We start from the raw sequence: 18,682 nt of genomic DNA on the forward strand, positions 1-18,682 counted from the left end.
CGGATGACGTCGGAACCGGATCTGGCCGGCCGGGTGGTCGAGTTGGCCCGCCAGCACGCCGGGCCGGACGCCGAGGTCGAGGTGCTGGTCACGAGCACCGATCTGGCGCTCACCCGGTTCGCCAACTCGGTCATCCACCAGAACGTGGCGGACGCGACCACCCGGGTCCGGCTGCGGCTGCACCTGTCCGGCCGTACCGCGGCCGGTTCGACCACCGTGCTGGGCGCCGACGGCCTGCGCGACCTCGTGGACCGCACCATCGCCGCCGCCCGGCTCTGCCCACCGGACCACGGCTGGCCGGGCCTGACCCCGCCGGCCGCGACCCGACCGGCGGCAGACGTGGACGAGGCGACCGCCCGCGCCGAGCCGGCGGAGCGGGCCAGACGCGTCCGCGACTTCGTGGCCGCTGGCGAAGGGCTGGAGGCCGCCGGCTACTGCCGCACCGTCCGACGGTCCGCCGCGTTCGCCAACTCGGCCGGCCACGCCGCGTACGGGCATGCCGCCGACGCGGCGATGGACGGCATTGTCCGGTACGCCGGCGCGGACGGGGTGGCCAGGCTGGCGTCCTCCCGGCTGGCCGGCATCGACGGCGCGGTGCTCGGCGCGCGGGCGGCGGCCAAGGCCCGCGCCGGGGCCGGGCCGGTTGAGTTGCCCCCGGGCGAGTACGAGGTGGTGCTGGAGCCGGCCGCGGTGGCGGACGTGCTGGCGAACCTCGCCTACTACGGATTCAACGGTAAGGACCACATCGAGCGGCAGTCCTTCGCCGAAGTCGGCACCGCCCAGTTCGACCCGTCGATCACCATGGTCGACGACGCGCCGGGCACGCCGGCGCTGCCGTTCGACACCGAGGGAACGCCGCGCGGCCGGCTGGTCCTGGTCGAGGACGGGATCACCCGCGCGGTGACGCACAACCGCCGCACCGCGGCCGAAGCGGGCACCGCATCCACCGGTCACGAACTGACAGCGTCGTCGTTCGGCCCGATGCCGCTGAGCCTGAGCCTGCTCCCGGCCGGCGCGACCGCGGGCCCGGCTGATCGGTTCCCGGCGGGCGACGCGGACCGGCCCGGCGCAGACCGGCCCGGCGCGGTTTCGGCGGGGCCGCCGGCCGAGGCCGCCGGGTTAGCCGAGGCCGCCGGGCCGGCCGCCGACGCCGAGGTGTCCGGCCTGCTGACCGGGGTACGCCGCGGCCTGCTGGTCAGCGACCTCTGGTACACCCGGGTGCTCGATCCGTTGACCCTCGTGGTCACCGGGCTGACCCGAAACGGCGTGTGGTTGATCGAGGACGGGGAGGTGACCCGGCCGGTGCGCGATTTCCGGTTCACCCAGTCGTACCCGCGCGCCCTCGCGCCAGGGGCGGTGCTCGGCCTCGGCCGGGCCGCGGTCCGGCAACCGGACAGCTGGGACAGTGCCTGGTGGACGGCCCCGGCGGTGCGCCTCGCCCGGTGGAACTTCACCGGCGGGGCCGCCGGCTGAACCGCCAGCCCAGCCGGCCCGGGCGGCCCAGATCATCCATCGCACTCCCTCCGCGTGCGGGGATTCGCGCACGGCGTAACGTGTGCATCGAACTGCCCGGGGACCCCGGTGCAGTCCCCGTGCGCGCAGGTGGTCGCCCGGTTGCGGGTCCCGGTGACCGGCGCGTGCCCGGCGGAGAGACCAACCTGTGCCCGTCAGCCAGACCGGGCCCCGCGAGGGAGATACTGATGACGACGAAGTCGGCCACGCCGCCGGCGCGACTGCCGGGTTCGGCGCGACCGCGCGCTGCGATCGCGGCCAGGACGCTGCGCACCGACCGCTGGTGGTTCGCCCCGCTGATCACGGTGGTGGGACTGGGCGCCTGGGTGCTGTACGCGACCGTCCGGGTATTCATGCACGACTTTTACTGGGTCGAGAAGTACAGCTACCTCACCCCGTTCTACTCCCCCTGCGTCACCCAACGCTGCGTGGAGGGGTCCAGCCACTTCGGCCAGTTCCTGCCCGGATGGTGGATCATCCCGGACGCGGCGCTGACGTTGCCGTTCCTGCTGCTTTTCCGGCTGACCTGCTACTACTACCGCAAGGCCTACTACCGGTCGTTCTGGTTGTCGCCGCCGGCCTGCGCGGTGCCGGACGGACACAAGACGTACTCCGGCGAGACCCGGTTCCCGCTGCTGGGGCAGAACCTGCACCGGTACTTCTTCTACGCCGCCGCGATCATCTCGTTGATCAACACTTGGGACGCGATCCTGGCATTCCGCACCGGCGATGGCAGCTTCGGGTTCGGCCTGGGCAACATCATTCTGGTCGGCAACGTGGTGATGCTCTGGGCGTACACCATCTCCTGCCACTCCTGCCGGCACATCATCGGCGGCCGCATGAAGCACTTCTCCAAGCACCCGGTGCGATACCGGGCCTGGACGTTCGTGTCCGCGCTCAACACCCGGCACATGGCGCTGGCCTGGATCACCCTCGGCACGCTCGCGCTTACCGACTTCTACATCATGGGCCTGGCAGCTGAGTGGTTCCCCGACCTGCGGTTCATCAACTAGAAGGCCCTGGACATGACTACGCGAATCGAACGACACCACTACGACGTCGTCGTCATCGGCGCCGGCGGTGCCGGCCTGCGCGCGGCGATCGAGGCCCGGCTGGCCGGCAAGCGGACCGCGATCATCTCCAAGTCGCTCTTCGGCAAAGCGCACACGGTGATGGCCGAGGGCGGCGCCGCCGCGGCGATGGGCAACGTGAACAGCCGCGACAACTGGCAGGTGCACTTCCGCGACACCATGCGCGGCGGCAAGTTCCTGAACAACTTCCGGATGGCCGAGTTGCACGCCAAGGAGTCGCCACAGCGCATCTGGGAGTTGGAGACGTACGGCGCGCTGTTCGACCGCACCAAGGACGGCAAGATCTCGCAGCGCAACTTCGGTGGGCACGAGTACCCCCGACTGGCGCACGTCGGTGACCGGACGGGCCTGGAGCTGATCCGCACCCTGCAGCAGAAGATCGTCTCGCTTCAGCAGGAGGACAAGCAGGAGTACGGCGACTACGACGCCCGGATCAAGGTCTTCGCCGAGACCACCATCACCGAGCTGCTGATGGACGGCGACCGGATCTCCGGCGCGTTCGGCTACTACCGCGAGTCCGGCGAGTTCATCCTGCTGGAGGCGCCGGCGGTGGTGCTGGCCACCGGCGGGGTGGGCCGGTCCTACAAGGTCACCTCGAACTCCTGGGAGTACACCGGCGACGGGCACGCTCTCGCCCTGCGCGCGGGCGCCACGCTGATCAACATGGAGTTCCTCCAGTTCCACCCGACCGGCATGGTCTGGCCGGTGTCGGTGAAGGGCATCCTGGTCACCGAGTCGGTGCGCGGCGACGGCGGGGTGCTGAAGAACTCCGAGGGCAAACGGTTCATGTTCGACTACGTCCCCGACGTCTTCCGCAAGCAGTACGCGGAGACCGAGGAGGAGGCGGACCGCTGGTACGACGACCCGGACAACAACCGGCGCCCGCCCGAGCTGCTTCCCCGCGACGAGGTCGCCCGAGCCATCAACAGCGAGGTGAAGGCCGGCCGGGGCACCCCGGCGGGCGGCGTGTACCTGGACATCGCCTCCCGCTTGCCGGCTGAGGAGATCCGCCGCCGGCTGCCGTCGATGTACCACCAGTTCAAGGAACTGGCCGATGTCGACATCACCAAGGAGCCGATGGAGGTCGGTCCGACGTGCCACTACGTGATGGGCGGGGTGGAGGTCGACCCGGACAGCGGCGCCGCGGCCGGCACCGTCCGTGGCCTGTTCGCGGCGGGCGAGGTCTCCGGTGGCATGCACGGCTCCAACCGGCTGGGCGGCAACTCGCTGTCCGACCTGCTGGTGTTCGGCAAGCGGGCCGGTGAGCACGCCGCCGCGTACGCCGACGGGCTGCCCGCGCGGCCGAAGGTCGTCACGGCCCACGTGGAGGCCGCGGTGGACGCGGCCCTGGCGCCGCTCCAGCGGGACACCGGGGAGAGCCCGTACACCCTCCAGCAGGACCTGCAGGCGGTGATGGGCGACCTCGTCGGCATCATCCGTCGTAAGGGTGAGCTGGAGGACGCTCTCGTGAAGCTCGCCGAGCTGCGGGAGCGGGTGGCGAAGGTGAGCGCCACCGGCGGCCGACGGTACAACCCCGGCTGGCACCTCGCGCTGGATCTGCGCAACATGCTGCTGGTCTCGGAGTGCACCGCCAAGGCGGCGCTGGAGCGTGAGGAGTCCCGCGGCGGTCACACCCGGGAGGACTTCCCCGCCATGGCCGCCGACTGGCGCCGGGTCAACCTGGTATGTGCGCTCGACGGCGACAAGGTGCGGTTGGACCGCAAGCCGCTGCCGACCATGCGCGCCGAGCTGGTCCAGTTGTTCGACCGGGCCGAGTTGGCCAAGTACCTGACGGACGAGGAACTCGCCGATTTCGACGCCCTCGGGCAGGACGCTCTCGCTGAGGAGGCGGGCAAGTAATGGGTGAGAAGCGCCAGTTCAAGATCTGGCGGGGCGACGAGACCGGCGGTGACCTGACCGACTACCAGGTCGAGGTCAACGAGGGTGAGGTGGTCCTGGACGTCATTCACCGGTTGCAGGCCACCGAGACCCCGGACCTGGCCTGCCGGTGGAACTGCAAGGCCGGCAAGTGCGGCTCCTGCTCCGTGGAGATCAATGGCAAGCCGCGATTGGCGTGCATGACCCGGATGTCGACCTTCGAGGAGAACGAGACCGTCTCGGTCACCCCGCTGCGCACCTTCCCGGTCATCCGGGACCTGGTCACCGACGTCTCGTTCAACTACGTGAAGGCGCGGGAGACGCCGGCGTTCGCTCCGCCGGAGGATCTGGCTCCGGGCGAGTACCGGATGCAGCAGGTCGACGTCGAGCGGTCACAGGAGTTCCGCAAGTGCATCGAGTGCTTCCTGTGCCAGACGGTGTGTCACGTGGTACGTGACCACGAGGAGAACAAGACGGCGTTCTCCGGGCCGCGGTACTTCATCCGGGCCGCGGAACTGGACATGCACCCGCTGGACGCCAAGACCGACCGCAAGGAGTACGCACAGGCGGAGCAGGGCCTCGGGTTCTGCAACATCACCAAGTGCTGCACCGAGGTCTGCCCGGAACACATCAAGATCACCGACAACGCGATCATTCCGATGAAGGAGCGCGTCGTCGACCGGCGGTACGATCCGGTTGTGTGGCTAGGTAGCAAGATCTTCCGCCGTCGGGAATCCGAGCCGGACCAGCTCGGACACGTCTCGGGTACGGACTCGACCCTGCCTACCGGGGTGCACTCGCACGCCGGTGGCTCACACGACGCGGCGGCCGAGCAGGAGGCGGAGCACGGTGTGCACTGGCATCGCCAGATCCCGCAGCCGCAGACCGCTGCGGTGGACTCGACCGGGAGGCTGCCGCTGTCCGAGTTCACCTTCGACCGGCCGGCCGCGCCGTCACCGTTCGGAGAGGATGTCCAGTTCCCGCTGCCGACCCACGGGTTGAACTACGCACACCCGGACCAGGGAGACAAGTCCTGACATCCGGGCACCAGGCATACGGGGGATCGGCGGCCACCCGGCCGCCGGTCCCCCGTCCCGTTGTGCCTGGTCAGGTCACGGCCGGTCAGGTCACGGCCGGTCACGTCACGGCCGGCCAGGTCACGGCCGGTCAGGTCACGGCCGGTCACGTCACGGCCGGCCAGGTCACGGCCGGAGGGGTCGGCGGGCCGGGTCAGCCGGCCGCGCCAAGCAGCGGGGGCAGGGCGGCCACGATCGGCTGGTCGGCCGGCAGCCACGGCACGCTGTTCAGCTCGTGGGCGGCCAGCCAGCGCAGCGCGGCGTGCTCCAGCGGACGCGGTCGGGCCGCACCGACCAGCCGGGCCGCGTACACCCGAAGGACCGCGCGCCCCCGCGCCATCGGGACGTCCGGGCCGACCCGGTCCCCGATGGTCACCGGTACGGCCAACTCTTCCGCGCACTCCCGAACCAGCGCGTCGACCTCGGTCTCGCCCGGCTCCACCTTGCCGCCGGGAAACTCCCAGCGTCCGGCGGCCTCGGGTGGGCTGGACCGCTCGCAGGCAAGCACCCGTGTCCCGGCGATGATCGCGGCTCCCACGATCACCTTCATCGGTCCGCTCCGGTCACGGTGGCACATTCGGTTCGCACGGGCGTCAAGCGTGCCAGATCAATCGGCAATTCGGTTTCCCTTACCGTCCGCATGGTCACCGCAACACGGAAGTGTGGGCGTGGACACACAAGGCTCGGCTCGACAGACTGGAGGGCACCGAGTAGACAACGGGATGGCGACGATTTGGCCACAAGCCGGCAACGACGCCTGGGAGGTGCGATGATGCGTGCGCTGTGGAGCCGGTCCCGGCATGACCATGTGAGCGACGCGCTCGCTCTGCTCGAGGGCTGGACCAGGGACGGCGCCCTACTCAAGCGCACCCTACTGCTCGATGACGCCCAGCACGCCGCGCTCACCGAACGGATCAAGATCGCGGCCGACGTGCTCCACCTCCGTCCGGAGATCCGCCGCCTCGACGGCCACACCCAGGTCAAGATCATGGCCCGGAACGGTGAGGAGATCACCGAACACGAGGTCACCCTCGCGGCCCGGGTCGAGGATGTCTACCGGTCCTGCACCGGACCCAACTGAGCCAAGGCTCAGCGGTCCCGTCGGTCCAGGTGGCACGGCCCGCCTAGCCTGGATCACATGGCAGACGTGCGGTACGACCGGCGGGACCAACTCAACCAGATCCAGAGCGGCCTGCTCGACGGCGAACAGATCATCGCCGTCTACGACGCCGTAGGCACCGGGACCGGATTCATCGGGCTCACCAACCGCCGGGTCATCATCCAGGACAAGTCGTTCGTCGGTAAGCGGTTCGCCATCACCAGCATCCCGTACCCGAAGATCACAAGCGTGAGCGTGGTGAGCAACAAGTCCTGGGGCGGTCAGTTCTTCTCCACCGGCGCGATCGCCATCCACGTCGGCACGCACACCTACGAGGTGGAGTTCCGCGGCTCCGACAAGGCCCACCACGTACACAACGTGGTCCTGCATTTCATCTCGTAGCCGGCCGCCGGGTCACGTCGAGACTTCCCTTCAGCGCCCAGACCGCGTCCAGCCCTAGCATCCGTACGATAAACCGGTCATCGTCGATCGACACCTGTACCGCCATCACGCCACGGTACCGTCGAGGAACGAAGCAACTCAGATCAGCAGCCGCGCCGCGACCGGGGTCTCCACCACCGAGCCGTCCGCCTCTCGACGGACCTCGTACGCGGAAGCGTCCTCGCGGTCGGCGACCGCCTCAACCAGCCTGGTCCCCCGGTAGACCAGGCCCACGCCGTCGTCGGTGCAGTACGCGACCGGCAGCGTCCGGTCACCGACCAGCCGGTGGGTCAGGGGCCGACGCTGCTCCTCCGCGTCGTAGTGCACCCCGTTGCCGTACGGCAGGAAGCCCAGCCCGCCGGTAAACGGACGCAGGGTCGGACCGAAGCTGTCCGTCGGTCCGCCGATGTGCCAGCAGAGGGATCCGGCCGAGACGCCACCCAGCACCACCCCGGCCTGCCAGCACTCGTGCAGGATCTCGTCCAGCCCGTGCACCCGCCAGACGGCCAACAGGTTGGCCACGCTGCCGCCGCCCACCCAGACGATGTCCTGGGCCAGCAGGTGGGCCCGGATGTCGTCGACGTTGGGCATGGGGAACAGGTTGAGATGGGACAGTCGGAATCGGGTGCCGGCGAAGGCGCCGTAGATGGCGGCCAACGTGGTGGGCTGGTCGCCCTCGGCCTGGTTCAGGAAACAGATCCGCGGCTGGTCACCAGCCTCGGCCAACTCGGCGGCGTACTCGAAGATCGGACCTGCCCGCCAGTCCCACGGTCCCCGGTGCCGGCTGAAGAATCCGATGCTCGTGGCGAGAATGGTCGGTTCACTGGCCGGCACGGTTGCCTCCTCAGGTGGATATCCCCATCATGCCGGTGCCCCACGACGGGGCACCGGATCCGCCCCGAGTTGGCTAGGCTTCGCGCGTCCGCGGGTGCTGCGGGCGTACCGGTGGGAGCGGCGGGTTCATCCGGGCCGACGGGATGGACCTGGCCCTGGTCCGGACGGACGCTGGCGGTTGCCGCCTCCGGATCGGTATCGCCGGGCCGCTACTGTCGCGGGATCCCACCGTCCGTGAGGGTGGTCAGCATCTCCGCCGAGGAGGCATGATGGCCGGTTTCCACGAGTTCCGGTTCGCTTCCGGTGCCCGGGCCGAACTGTCCACCTGGCTGCGCAGCACCGTCAAGAACACCTGATGGCCCGCCTGTCCCTGACTCCGGTCACCGACGACCCTGACCGCAGCCTCGCCGAACGGCTGCGGTCGGCGTACGACAACGGCGCCGCGGCCCGGGACCGGGCGGACAAGCAGCCGTTCAGGCTTGTCGAACGGGACACCTTCCTGGCCCGGTTGCGGGACGCCGGCACGCCCACCCAGCCCGGCACGTCCACCCAGCCGGAGGCACCCCTCGACCGTTCGGTCCGGTTACTGGAGATCGGTGCCGGCACCGGGCAGGACAGCGCGTTCTTCCGTGGTCATGGGTTTGAGGTGCTGGCCACGGACCTGTCGCCGGCGATGGTGGCCCGGTGCCGCGCCAAGGGCATCGACGCCCGGGTGCTGGACATCCGGCGGGAGGACCTGCCCGGACCGTTCGACGCGGCGTACTCGGTGAACTGCCTGCTACACGTGCCGACCGCAGACCTGCCGGCGGTGCTCCGGCGGGTCCGCGCCGCGCTGCGCCCGGGTGGGTTGTTCTTCCTCGGCCTGTGGGGCGGCCTGGCCGAGGAGGGCATCGCCGCGGACGACCAGCACGATCCGCCCCGGTTCTTCTCGTTCCGCACCGACGAGGAGATCCAGCGGTTCGCCGCCGACGCGTTCGAGATCGTCGACTTCCACGCCGTACCCGTCGGTGAGCTGCGATTCCAGGCGTTGACGCTGCGACGCGCCGTGTGACGCGGATCCCCACGCCCGCCTGATCCAGTAGGGTCGCCGGGTGCGGAAGCGGGGGCTCGGCGCGGATTTCGATCGGCTCTGGACGGCGTACGCGTTCAGCAGCGCGGGCAGCGCGGTGGGCTCCGGCGCGTTGCCGCTCGTCGCGGTGCTGCTGCTTGATGTCTCCGCGTTCGAGGTGTCGCTGCTGGCCGCCCTGGGCGGGCTGGCCAGCGCGATGCTCCTGCTGCCCATCGGCGCCCGGATCGACGCCCGCCGCAAGCGGCCCGCCATGATCGTCAGCGACCTGGTCGGGTTCGCCGCCCTGATCAGCGTCCCGGTCGCCGCGGCGCTGGGCGTCCTGACGTACTGGCAGTTGTGCGTCGTGGGCGTGCTGCACACCACGGCGACCATCGCCTTCACCGCGGCCAGCGGTGCCCACCTCAAGGCGCTGCTGCCACCCGCGGACCGGGCGGAGGGCAACAGCCGGTTCGAGTCGACGCGGTGGCTGACGCTGAGCCTTGGGCCGCCGGCCGGTGGGGCGTTGATCGGCTGGCTCGGGGCTACCGCCACGCTCGTCGTGGACGCGGTCTCGTTCCTGCTGTCGGCCGCATGGATCCGCCGGGTCCGCCGGCCGGAGCCGGCGCCCGAACCGACACCGGAGCCGGTACGCGGGAGGCGGTTCACCGATCTCACGGCCGGCTGGCGATACATCTTCGCCCGTCCTGACCTGCGGGCGTTGTTCTGGAACGCGATGCTGTTCGGCGGCGCGGTGATGCTGACCTCGCCGCTGCTTGTCGTCTTCATGCTGCGGGAGTTGGCGCTGTCGCCGTGGCAGTACGGCCTCTCGATCGGCGTGCCCTGCCTCGGCGCCGTGCTCAGCGCCCGGTTCGCCCCGGCGATCATCCGGCGGCTGACCCTGCGGCGCACCCTGATCGTCTTCGGGGCGCTGCGCGCACCGTGGCTGCTGCTCCTGCCGCTGGCGCCGCCCGGCACCGGTGGCCTTGTGGTGATCACCATCGCGGAGACCGGCCTGCTGTTCATCGTCGGCGTGTTCAACCCGTCCTTCACCACGTACCGGATGGAGGCCACCGACGACACGGTGATGGCCCGGGTGGCGACCGCCTGGTCGATGGGGTCCAAGGTCGCCCAGCCGCTGTTCATGGCCGCCGGCGGCGCGATCGCGGCCGTCACGTCCACCCGGGTCGCGCTCGCCGTGGCCGGCGTCTGCTGCCTGGCCAGCGCCCTGCTGCTGCCGCGCCGGGGCGGCGATGTTCCCCAGCCCGAGCCGGTGCCGGCCGACGCCGGCCGGATGGCGGCCTGACCGTCCCTCCGACCTGACCATCCTCCGGCCGACGCACTACGCCCGCTCCGCCGCGGTGTCTGGCCGGTGCCGCCGGGTCAGCCACCAGAGCCGGGCAGTGAGCAGCACCCCGCAGGTGGTGGCGAGCGCGGCCAGGAGCAGGACGAACGATGGGACCAGGTAGGCGGTTTGCAGCCAGGTGATGTCCCGGCCGCCGGGGATCAGCTTATCGCCTGGCCGTCGGGCCGTACCCCTCCTGACGTGGCCAGCTATATCAAGAGCGTTACGTTCGACTGCGCTGACGTCCGGCTGATGGCGGAGGCCGGCGCTGCTACCGTCCGCGGATGACGCGATGGGTGCCGTACACCGGCGACGAGAAGCAGAGCCTCAAGGTCAGTCTGGACCGGCACCGCGACGTGGTGCTGTGGAAGCTCGACGGACTGACCGACGAGCAGCTCCGGCGGCCGATGACCCCCTCTGGCACGACCATGCTGGGCCTGGTCAAGCACCTGGCGGCGGTCGACTACGGGTGGTTCTGCGAGACCTTCGGCCGGCCGACCGAGCCGTTGCCGTTCGACGACGATGACCCGGAGGCAGACCTGCGGGTGGAGCCGCACGAGACCACCGCGGACATCGTCGCGTTCTACGGGCGTGCGCGGGCCGCCGCCAACCAGGTGATCGATGACCTCGACGTCACCGCCGAGGGTACCCACTGGCAGGGTCAGTCGGTGACGCTGCGCTGGGTGCTGATCCACATGATCGAGGAAACCGCCCGGCACGCCGGCCATCTGGACATCCTCCGGGAACTGATCGACGGGGCGACCGGCGACCATCCATCCGGCTGAGCCGGCGCACCGCCGCCCGGCCGGAGCCGGTTCGGCATCGCCGGTGGGGCTCAGCGTCGCCGGTGGGTTCAGCATCGCCGGTGGTAGGTGTTGCGTCGGGGTTGTTGTTGGGGGTCGATCCAGGGTGGTGGGATGAACGTCGGTCGTCCGCCTGGAGTGGCCCGGACCTGCGTCACCACCCAGCCGAGGTCCATCACCACCCGGAACCCGAGCACCGAGGTGTAGAAGGCGACCGCCGCCAACAGATCACCGCTCTTCAGATCCGGAACCACCCGACGTACGCCCATCCGCCGATCCTCGACCCGGCGGACCCCGTCGGCAACCCCGGTATCAGACCCCGGTGACCGCGAGCCCAAGCCACCCCGCCAGATCGGAGATCTCGGCGCGCACCGCCGCCGCCATCTCCGCCGTGAACGGCACGTCCTCGTGGACGGCGTTGACCACGAGCGTGCCGGCCCGCCGGTCCGCCGTGGCGTCGAGCTTGCCGATCAGCCGGTCCCGATGCAGGACGGGCAGGGCGAAGTAACCCCACCGGCGCTTCTCCTTCGGCTTGTACATCTCCAGGACGTACTCGTACTCGAAGATCTGCTCCGCCCGCACCCGGTCGTGGATGAGCCGGTCGAACGGTGACAGCAACGCCGTCCGTCCCTGGAACGGCAGGCCCAGGTACGCCGGATGCACCCGCCAGGTGCCGGGCGTGCCCTCGACGACGGCCTCCTCGCCGGCGTCCCCAGCGTACGGCGGCTCGCCCGGGATCTGCGGGCCGGTCGACCGGGCGATGCCGAGCGCCGCGAGCCGCCGTTGCCTGCGGTGCCTGATCGCGGCATCCAGATCGAGGATCGGCAGGTCGGGCGGATACACCCGCTCGGGAAGATCCCAGTAGCGCTGCCGGCCCTTGCGACCGGAGATGGCGACGTGCCCGCGAAGCGCGAGCGCCTCCAGCATCTTGGTGACGTTCCGGTTGTTGGTCCAGCCCGACGACGGCCAGGGCCGCACGCTCGTGTCGGGGACGTCCCGGGAGAGCAACGGCCCCTTCTCCGCCAGCAGCGCGAGGATGTCGCGGCGGAACGGCTCGTTGACGGTGAGCCATTCCGTCATCGCGGGATAGGTCTCGGCGTCGCGAACCTCGGCGATGACGGCCGGCACGTCCCGGGGCGGACGGACGTAGGCGACCGTCTCGACAAGCGTCCGATCGTGCTCGACCGCCCTGGTCAGATCGGCGGGATCGTAGGTCGACCCGAGCCGGCTCCACAGGACCAGGTCCGCGTTCGGCGCGATGGCCGCGGTGGGGTCGATCTGCAACACGGTCAGCCGGTCGACGACCTCGACGAGATCGACCGGGCGGGGCGCGTCGAGCAGTTGGGCGTGGATCGCGATGCGGCGGGCCTCATCCTTGCTCAGCCGGTGGACGACCATGCGGCACACCATAGCGCCGCGTCGAGCAGCCGGTCAGCCGCTGCCCTCCGCTTGCCGCCAGGCGAGCAACCGGCGGTACGCGTCCAGGCCGTCCGGCACCCAGTCCCACTCGGTGAGCCGCCGATGCAACTCCTCCTCGGTCAGGAACGCGTACCAGGCGACCTCCTCGACCTGCGGGGCGACCTCGACCGGGCAGCGCACCTCGTACACCGCCGACCACCAGGCATGCCGCGGCGTCTCGTACAGGAACTTGAACAGCGGTACGGGCGCGGGCAGGCCGGTCACCCCCAACTCCTCCTCCGCCTCGCGCAACGCCGCCTCGTCGTACGACTCGCCCGCGCCGACCACTCCGCCGACGAACATGTCGTACCTGGACGGGAAGACGAGCTTGCCCGCGGTCCGCCGGTGCACGAAGGTCCGCCCAGCGGCGTCCCGGGCAAGCACGAACGCGCAGCGGTGGCGCAACCGTTCGGCGTACGCGACACTGCGCCGTGCCTGCCCCACCACCCGGTCCCGCTCGTCGACGATGTCCAGCAACTCGTCGGCCGACAGCGGCAACCGATCACCCATGCGACCACTAAATCAGACCTGGTTCACTCCACAGGTGTACGGGTTGAGAGTGGCGACCATGGCGGATGTGGACTTCCTGGCCGACATCGTCGTCGTGACCACCCGGACGCAGGGAGCCAGACTGCGCCAACGATTGCCGCCGCCGTTCAAGCTACTCGGCGGGCGCGGCCCCGTCGGAGGTCACCGGCCCGTAAACGTGGCGGCGAACCAGCTCATCCTGCTCCAAGATCAGGTCAACAAGTTGCCAGAAGTCAGCAACCCGAGGGTGACTCAAGCCATCTTCACGGCTGAGCTTGCGGCCGAAGATCGGGCTGTCTCCGGCGACCTCACCACCGTTGACCAGCGTCGCCGCAGGTGTAGGCGAGCCGGCCACCGGGCCAACCCGGCAGCCGAAGGTGATGTGATCGTCGAAGCGGTCGTCGCCCCAGCTCCCCAGGATGGCATCGATCCAGACCTCGTGAACCCCGCCGTGGTGGTAGCAACTTGCGAAGTAGACAGCCATGGCGGTGTCACCGTCATGGATGTTGGCCCAAGTCCGGTCTGCTGGCGTGTTGCAGCATTGGCAAACGAACTCCCGTACCTGGCGACTGCTCTCGTCGATCATGAGATTCACGGCGCAGACACTAGCGGATCCCGATATGGATCAACCTCGGTCGGAGGGCCTGTCTACAGCCTGATGGCCCGGACCCGTTGCCCGCACAGCTTGACCATGTCGTCGACGTCGGATGTCAGGACCGCCACCGGCGCGGGCAGTTGCAGCGCCAACTCGGCGACCATCGCATCGATGGCGTATTTGTGCCCGTGCAGCCCCGCCGCCTTCAACAGACCCACGCTGCGGCGGGCACTCTCCTTCGTCACCGCCTCCACCCGGATCCGGGACAGCAGCCAGCTCAGCCGGGCAACGTCCACCCCGGAGTGGACAACCTCGATGATCGTTGCCGCCGACATGGCCAGATCGGTCCCATCACGCTCCGCCTGCTCCAGCAGTCGCATCACCGTGCGGTCCCGGTCGATCCACCTGGCGAAGCCCTGCGAGTCGAGCACCAGCGACTCGAGGCTCACGCCGCACGCCCCATCCCCTCAGACCCGTGCAGGAGCACCTGCGCCTCGGCCATCTCCTCGGCGGTGAACGCCCCGAACTCCTCCTGGTAGCGGTCCAGCTCCTCACGCAGAAGCCTGCGCCGCTCGGCCCGTTCGGCCAACTCGGTCAGGTAGCCGGAGACGTTGTCGGTGTGCGACTTCATGCTCTCCAGCAGCTCCGCCGGCAGCGTGATCGTGACCTTCTTCGTCCTCGCCATTCGCCGACCATACCACGGTGTTACCAAGGTCAGGCAACGGTCGTCAGCGCCGCCCCAGCCAGCCCGGGCTCGCGGGAGATTGGACCTGCAACGGTCCGCGTCGGTCCCGAATGTAGGTCGCATAGTCCACGAAGTGGCGACGGCGCCCCAGGTAGTGCGGGTAATGGTCGAAGTGCCACCGGCACGCCTCGATGAACTCCGCATGGTCGTCGAGCCCAAGGCGAGCACAGATCCGGGCGAACTCGTCCAGGCCGTCCAGCATTTCGGCGCACTGGCCAGGTGTTGCGCCATCGGGACCCCAGAGCACACCGACTGGAAGCTCGTGAACCGCGTGGTCGAGCCATTGGCGGGCATGGCGGTAGCTGGCCTGATCGACGTCAACCGGGACGACGACCAGGCTCCGCTTGCCCTCCGTCGATTCGATTCCGTACGGCAGGGTCACGACCATCTCGCCGCCGTCAACGCTTTCGGTCCTCGCCTCGATCCAGAACTGGAGCGGGAAGGACGAATCGCGCGTCATGTTCAGCGATGTGAGGACGGGGACCTTCTCGATGATGCGGTGGACCTGCCCGCGTGCGTCCCGGATCAAGACCTCGACCCAGCCAGGGAAATCGTCGGAGCGCCAGCGGACGGCCAACGCCTTCAGCTTCGACATGGACGAAGTCTAGGAGGCAGGTGTTGAACCGAGATCAGACGTTGAACCGGAACTCGACCACGTCGCCGTCCCGCATGACGTAGTCCTTGCCCTCGATGCGTACCTTGCCCGCGGCCTTGGCGGCCGCCATCGACCCTGCGGCCACCAGATCGTCGTACGAGATGATCTCGGCCTTGATGAAGCCGCGCTGGAAGTCGGAGTGGATGACCCCCGCGGCCTCCGGGGCGGTAGCCCCCACCGGGATGGTCCAGGCCCGCGCCTCCTTCGGGCCCGCCGTGAGGTACGTCTGGAGGCCGAGCGTGCGGAAGCCGACCCGGATCAGTTGATCCAGTCCCGGTTCCGGCTGTCCGATCGATTCGAGCAGCTCTCGGGCCTCGTCGGCGGGCAGCTCGATCAGCTCCGACTCGACCTTGGCGTCCATGAACACCGCCTCGGCGGGGTGCACGAGGGCTCGCAGTTCGTCGAGGAACGCCTCGTTGGCCAGTTCCTCCTCGTCGACGTTGAAGACGTACAGGAACGGCTTCGTGGTGAGCAGGTGCAACTCGCGCAGCTCGGCCACATCGACGCCGGCAGCCTTCGCCCCGGCGTACAGGGTGGTGCCGGTGTTGAGCAGCTCGGCGGCCTGCTTCGCGGCGGCGGCCGCCGGGGCGCGGTCCTTGCGGACTCGGGCCTCCTTCTCCAGCCGGGGCAGCGCCTTCTCGATCGTCTGGAGGTCGGCCAGGATCAGCTCGGTATTGATCGTTTCGATGTCGTCGGCCGGCGACACCTTGCCGTCGACGTGCACCACGTTGGGGTCGGAGAAGGCGCGTACCACCTGGCAGATCGCCGTGGCGTCGCGGATGTTCGCCAGGAAGGCGTTGCCCCTGCCCTGCCCCTTGGACGCGCCACGGACCAGCCCGGCGATGTCGACGAACGACACCGCCGCCGGAATGATCTTCTGCGAGCCGTGGATGTCGGCGAGCTTGCCGAGCCGCTCGTCAGGCAGCCCGACCACGCCGACGTTCGGCTCGATCGTGGCGAACGGGTAGTTGGCCGCGAGGACGTCGTTCTTGGTCAGGGCGTTGAACAGGGTGCTCTTGCCGACGTTGGGCAGCCCGACGATTCCGATGGTGAGACTCACGGGCGGCCAGTCTACGCGGCCGGCAACCCGACTCCGTTGATCATGACGTTGCGGGGCTCTCGGTGATCGAAACCACGATAATCTCATGATCGACACGGGGAGGCGGGAGCCGGCCGGGGAGGCGGGGGCCAGCCGGGGACGCGGAGCCAGCCGGGGAGGCGGCGGGGAGGGGACACCACCATGTCCGATTCCCGCGAGCCCTGGACCGCGGTACGCGGCAGTATTGCCGTGTGGACCTGGACTTCGAGCGGTGCTATCGGGCAGTCGACAGCCGTGACCTGCGGTTCGACGGCTGGTTCTACACCGCCGTCACGACCACCCGCATCTACTGCCGGCCGTCCTGTCCGGCCACCACCCCGAAGCGGCAGAACGTCCGGTTCTATCCGTCGTCGGCGGCGGCGCAGCGGGCCGGCTTCCGGGCCTGCCGCCGATGCCGGCCGGACGCCTCCCCAGGCTCGCCGGAATGGGACGCCCGGGCCGACCTGGTGGGCCGGGCGATGCGCCTGATCGGCGACGGCGTGGTCGACCGGGAGGGGGTGCCCGGCCTGGCAAGCCGCCTCGGTTACACCGAGCGGCATCTGCACCGGATGCTCACCACCGAACTCGGCGCCGGCCCGTTGGCGCTGGCCCGGGCACAGCGGGCGCAGACCGCCCGGATCCTGGTGGAAACCACCGACCTCGGCCTCGCCGAGATCGCCTTCGCCGCCGGATTCGGCAGTGTCCGGCAGTTCAACGACACCATCCGTGAGGTGTACGGGGCCGCGCCGTCAGACCTGCGCGGGCGCCGGCACGGCCGCGGGGGCGGCCAGCAACCCGGGGGCGGCCAGCAACGCGAGGCCGGCCAGCACCCCGGCCAGCAACGCGGGAGCGGCCAGCACGCCCAGCGGGAGGCCGGCACCATTTCACTCCGGTTGGCGTACCGGCCACCGCTGCACACCGGCGCGCTGCTGGATTTCCTGGCCGCCCGGGCGGTGCCAGGCGTCGAGGAGGTAAGCGCCGGGGCATACCGGCGCGGACTGACGCTGCCACACGGTCCGGCGGAGGTGATGCTCACCCCGCTCACCGGGTTTGTCGCCGCCACGTTGCGGCTGCACGACGTACGCGATCTCGCGCCCGCGGTGGCCCGCTGCCGCCGCCTGCTCGACCTGGACGCGGACCCGGTGGCCGTCGACAGCACGCTCGCCGCGGATCCGGCGCTCGCCGCCGCGGTCGCCCGGGAGCCGGGGGTACGGGTGCCCCGCGCCGTGGACGGGTTCGAGATGGCGGTACGGGCCGTCGTCGGTCAGCAGATCTCGGTGGCCGGCGCCCGGACCGTGCTCGCCCACCTGGTCCGCGCCGCCCGCCCCCACCCGCCTCTCCCGCTCTACCGCGTTGATCAAGAGGTTCGCGTCACCGATCCGGCCTTACGGTGACGCGAACCTCTTGATCAACACGACGGGGGGTGGGGGGACGGGGGGTGGGGGTTTCCGAGCGCTGGGGAGGTGTTGGGGTTACCCGACGAGGCGTTCCGGATGCCGATGGCCCGGCGCAGCACGATCCGCGCGATAGCCCGGGCGGTCGTCGACGGCGCCCTGAACCTCGACCCCGGCGGTGACCGGGCCGAGACGGTGGCCGGGCTGACCGCGTTGCCCGGGGTGGGTGCCTGGACCGCCGCCTACGTGGCGATGCGGGCGATCGGCGACCCCGACGCGTTCCTCCCCACTGATCTGGGTGTCCGCCGCGGCGCCGCGACCCTCGGTCTGCCTGACGACCCGCGGACGCTCGACCGGCACGCCGAACGCTGGCGACCGTGGCGCTCGTACGCCGTGACCCGGCTCTGGCGAGCCGAACCCGGGCCCCAGCCCGGACCCGAACCCGTATCCGAGCCCGGATCCGCGTCCGACCACGGAGCCGACGCCGCATCCGAGACCGGACCCAAGACCTGCGCCGCGCCCGAATCCGATGCCGAATCGAGGAGATGAACCATGCAGACCCTGGCGAGGATGACGATCGACACGCCGGTCGGGCCGTTCACCGCCCTGGTCACGCCGGCCGGCGCGGTCCGCGCCGCCGGCTTCACGACCGACCCCGAACCGCTGCTCGCCCTGGTCCATCCGCGGCTACGGGCACCGGTGCGGGACAGTCCGCCCGCCGGACCGGTGGACGCCGCCGTTGCCGACTACCTCGCCGGCGATCTCGGTGTCCTCGACGCGATCGTCGTGGAACAGCACACCGGCGGGCCATACCGGGAGCACGCCTGGCGGGTGCTGCGGGAGGTGAAGCCGGGCCAACCGGTGACCTACACCGGGTACGCCGAGCTGACGGGTCGGCCCCGGGCGGTGCGAGCCGCCGCCGCTGCCTGCGCGTACAACGCGGTGGCGCTGTTCGTGCCCTGCCACCGGGTGCTGCGCACCGACGGTGGGCTGGGCGGCTACCGATGGGGTCTGGACGTGAAGAAGTGGCTTCTCGGTCACGAGCGGCAGTTGACACCAAGCTGACGCCGGAATTCATCGATGGCCGATAGGGTCGGTCCGTGCT

19 protein-coding genes and 3 pseudogenes are annotated in these 18,682 nt (G+C 70.1%); 12 read left to right on the plus strand and 10 right to left on the minus strand.

The window, feature by feature from the left end:
• The first annotated feature begins 3 nt into the window (after positions 1–3).
• The 5 genes and pseudogenes from ACFQUZ_RS17800 to ACFQUZ_RS17820 form a co-directional block, all read left to right on the plus strand.
• Positions 4–1,473 (plus strand): metallopeptidase TldD-related protein, encoded by a 1,470-nt coding sequence (locus ACFQUZ_RS17800; protein ID WP_377443494.1) that lies wholly within the window; start codon positions 4–6, stop codon positions 1,471–1,473.
• Positions 1,474–1,700: 227 nt separating this feature from the next.
• Positions 1,701–2,525, plus strand: coding sequence for a hypothetical protein (locus ACFQUZ_RS17805; protein WP_377443496.1), 825 nt, complete (start codon positions 1,701–1,703; stop codon positions 2,523–2,525).
• 12 nt (positions 2,526–2,537) lie between these two features.
• The gene (locus ACFQUZ_RS17810) at positions 2,538–4,463 is read left to right on the plus strand and encodes a fumarate reductase/succinate dehydrogenase flavoprotein subunit (RefSeq protein WP_377443498.1); all 1,926 of its coding nucleotides are present in this window, start codon (positions 2,538–2,540) and stop codon (positions 4,461–4,463) included.
• A pseudogene (locus ACFQUZ_RS17815) lies at positions 4,463–5,213 on the plus strand (succinate dehydrogenase/fumarate reductase iron-sulfur subunit); the annotation flags it as partial. The gene ACFQUZ_RS17810 and the pseudogene ACFQUZ_RS17815, both read left to right, overlap by 1 nt.
• Positions 5,214–5,263: 50 nt before the next feature.
• Positions 5,264–5,518 (plus strand): annotated as a pseudogene (locus ACFQUZ_RS17820) (succinate dehydrogenase/fumarate reductase iron-sulfur subunit); the annotation flags it as partial.
• Positions 5,519–5,711: 193 nt separating this feature from the next.
• Here the strand turns inward: ACFQUZ_RS17820 and ACFQUZ_RS17825 are convergent.
• Positions 5,712–6,107: a (deoxy)nucleoside triphosphate pyrophosphohydrolase gene (locus ACFQUZ_RS17825; protein ID WP_377443500.1), complete on the minus strand. Its 396-nt coding sequence runs from the start codon at positions 6,105–6,107 to the stop codon at positions 5,712–5,714.
• Positions 6,108–6,329: 222 nt separating this feature from the next.
• Here ACFQUZ_RS17825 and ACFQUZ_RS17830 point away from each other — a divergent pair, with 222 nt between their 5' ends.
• Positions 6,330–6,638: a 4a-hydroxytetrahydrobiopterin dehydratase gene (locus ACFQUZ_RS17830; protein ID WP_377443502.1), complete on the plus strand. Its 309-nt coding sequence runs from the start codon at positions 6,330–6,332 to the stop codon at positions 6,636–6,638.
• A gap of 57 nt (positions 6,639–6,695) precedes the next feature.
• Complete coding sequence (locus ACFQUZ_RS17835) at positions 6,696–7,058, plus strand: PH domain-containing protein (protein WP_377443504.1); 363 nt, start codon at positions 6,696–6,698, stop codon at positions 7,056–7,058.
• Between the two features lie 138 nt (positions 7,059–7,196).
• On the opposite strand, the gene ACFQUZ_RS17840 is transcribed toward ACFQUZ_RS17835, so the two are convergent.
• Positions 7,197–7,931 carry a Type 1 glutamine amidotransferase-like domain-containing protein gene (locus tag ACFQUZ_RS17840; protein ID WP_377443506.1) on the minus strand — a complete coding sequence of 245 codons (735 nt, stop codon included), beginning with the start codon at positions 7,929–7,931 and terminating at the stop codon, positions 7,197–7,199.
• Between the two features lie 355 nt (positions 7,932–8,286).
• Between ACFQUZ_RS17840 and ACFQUZ_RS17845 the strand changes: the two genes are divergently transcribed.
• From ACFQUZ_RS17845 to ACFQUZ_RS17855, 3 genes are all read left to right on the plus strand, one after another.
• Complete coding sequence (locus ACFQUZ_RS17845; RefSeq protein WP_377443508.1) at positions 8,287–8,982, plus strand: class I SAM-dependent methyltransferase; 696 nt, start codon at positions 8,287–8,289, stop codon at positions 8,980–8,982.
• A gap of 40 nt (positions 8,983–9,022) precedes the next feature.
• Positions 9,023–10,282, plus strand: coding sequence for an MFS transporter (locus tag ACFQUZ_RS17850; RefSeq protein ID WP_377443510.1), 1,260 nt, complete (start codon positions 9,023–9,025; stop codon positions 10,280–10,282).
• Between the two features lie 323 nt (positions 10,283–10,605).
• Complete coding sequence (locus tag ACFQUZ_RS17855) at positions 10,606–11,106, plus strand: DinB family protein (protein WP_377443512.1); 501 nt, start codon at positions 10,606–10,608, stop codon at positions 11,104–11,106.
• Between the two features lie 68 nt (positions 11,107–11,174).
• Here ACFQUZ_RS17855 and ACFQUZ_RS17860 read toward each other — a convergent pair whose 3' ends face one another.
• From ACFQUZ_RS17860 to ychF, 8 genes are all read right to left on the minus strand, one after another.
• Positions 11,175–11,393 carry a hypothetical protein gene (locus tag ACFQUZ_RS17860; RefSeq protein ID WP_377443514.1) on the minus strand — a complete coding sequence of 73 codons (219 nt, stop codon included), beginning with the start codon at positions 11,391–11,393 and terminating at the stop codon, positions 11,175–11,177.
• Positions 11,394–11,436: 43 nt separating this feature from the next.
• Positions 11,437–12,522, minus strand: a complete 1,086-nt coding sequence (locus ACFQUZ_RS17865) for a DNA glycosylase AlkZ-like family protein (RefSeq protein WP_377443516.1) — start codon at positions 12,520–12,522, stop codon at positions 11,437–11,439.
• A gap of 33 nt (positions 12,523–12,555) precedes the next feature.
• Complete coding sequence (locus tag ACFQUZ_RS17870; protein ID WP_377443519.1) at positions 12,556–13,092, minus strand: NUDIX domain-containing protein; 537 nt, start codon at positions 13,090–13,092, stop codon at positions 12,556–12,558.
• 151 nt (positions 13,093–13,243) lie between these two features.
• Positions 13,244–13,705: a hypothetical protein gene (locus ACFQUZ_RS17875; RefSeq protein WP_377443520.1), complete on the minus strand. Its 462-nt coding sequence runs from the start codon at positions 13,703–13,705 to the stop codon at positions 13,244–13,246.
• A 53-nt stretch (positions 13,706–13,758) separates the two neighbouring features.
• Positions 13,759–14,154, minus strand: a complete 396-nt coding sequence (locus tag ACFQUZ_RS17880; protein ID WP_377443522.1) for a hypothetical protein — start codon at positions 14,152–14,154, stop codon at positions 13,759–13,761.
• On the minus strand, positions 14,151–14,390 hold the full coding sequence (locus tag ACFQUZ_RS17885) for a hypothetical protein (protein WP_377443524.1): 240 nt from the start codon (positions 14,388–14,390) through the stop codon (positions 14,151–14,153). The genes ACFQUZ_RS17880 and ACFQUZ_RS17885 overlap by 4 nt, the downstream gene beginning before the upstream one ends.
• A 43-nt stretch (positions 14,391–14,433) precedes the next feature.
• Entirely contained in the window at positions 14,434–15,045 is a 612-nt protein-coding gene (locus ACFQUZ_RS17890) for a hypothetical protein (protein ID WP_377443526.1), read from the minus strand.
• A gap of 34 nt (positions 15,046–15,079) precedes the next feature.
• Positions 15,080–16,165: a redox-regulated ATPase YchF gene (gene ychF / locus ACFQUZ_RS17895; protein WP_377443528.1), complete on the minus strand. Its 1,086-nt coding sequence runs from the start codon at positions 16,163–16,165 to the stop codon at positions 15,080–15,082.
• 230 nt (positions 16,166–16,395) lie between these two features.
• Here ychF and ACFQUZ_RS17900 point away from each other — a divergent pair.
• Both ACFQUZ_RS17900 and ACFQUZ_RS17905 read left to right on the plus strand, forming a co-directional pair.
• A pseudogene (locus tag ACFQUZ_RS17900) lies at positions 16,396–17,991 on the plus strand (DNA-3-methyladenine glycosylase 2 family protein); the annotation flags it as partial.
• Positions 17,992–18,129: 138 nt separating this feature from the next.
• Positions 18,130–18,642, plus strand: coding sequence for a methylated-DNA--[protein]-cysteine S-methyltransferase (locus ACFQUZ_RS17905; RefSeq protein ID WP_377443530.1), 513 nt, complete (start codon positions 18,130–18,132; stop codon positions 18,640–18,642).
• Positions 18,643–18,682 lie beyond the last annotated feature (40 nt).

The organism is Plantactinospora sp. GCM10030261 (genome assembly GCF_042666615.1).
Lineage (GTDB): Bacteria > Actinomycetota > Actinomycetes > Mycobacteriales > Micromonosporaceae > KBS50.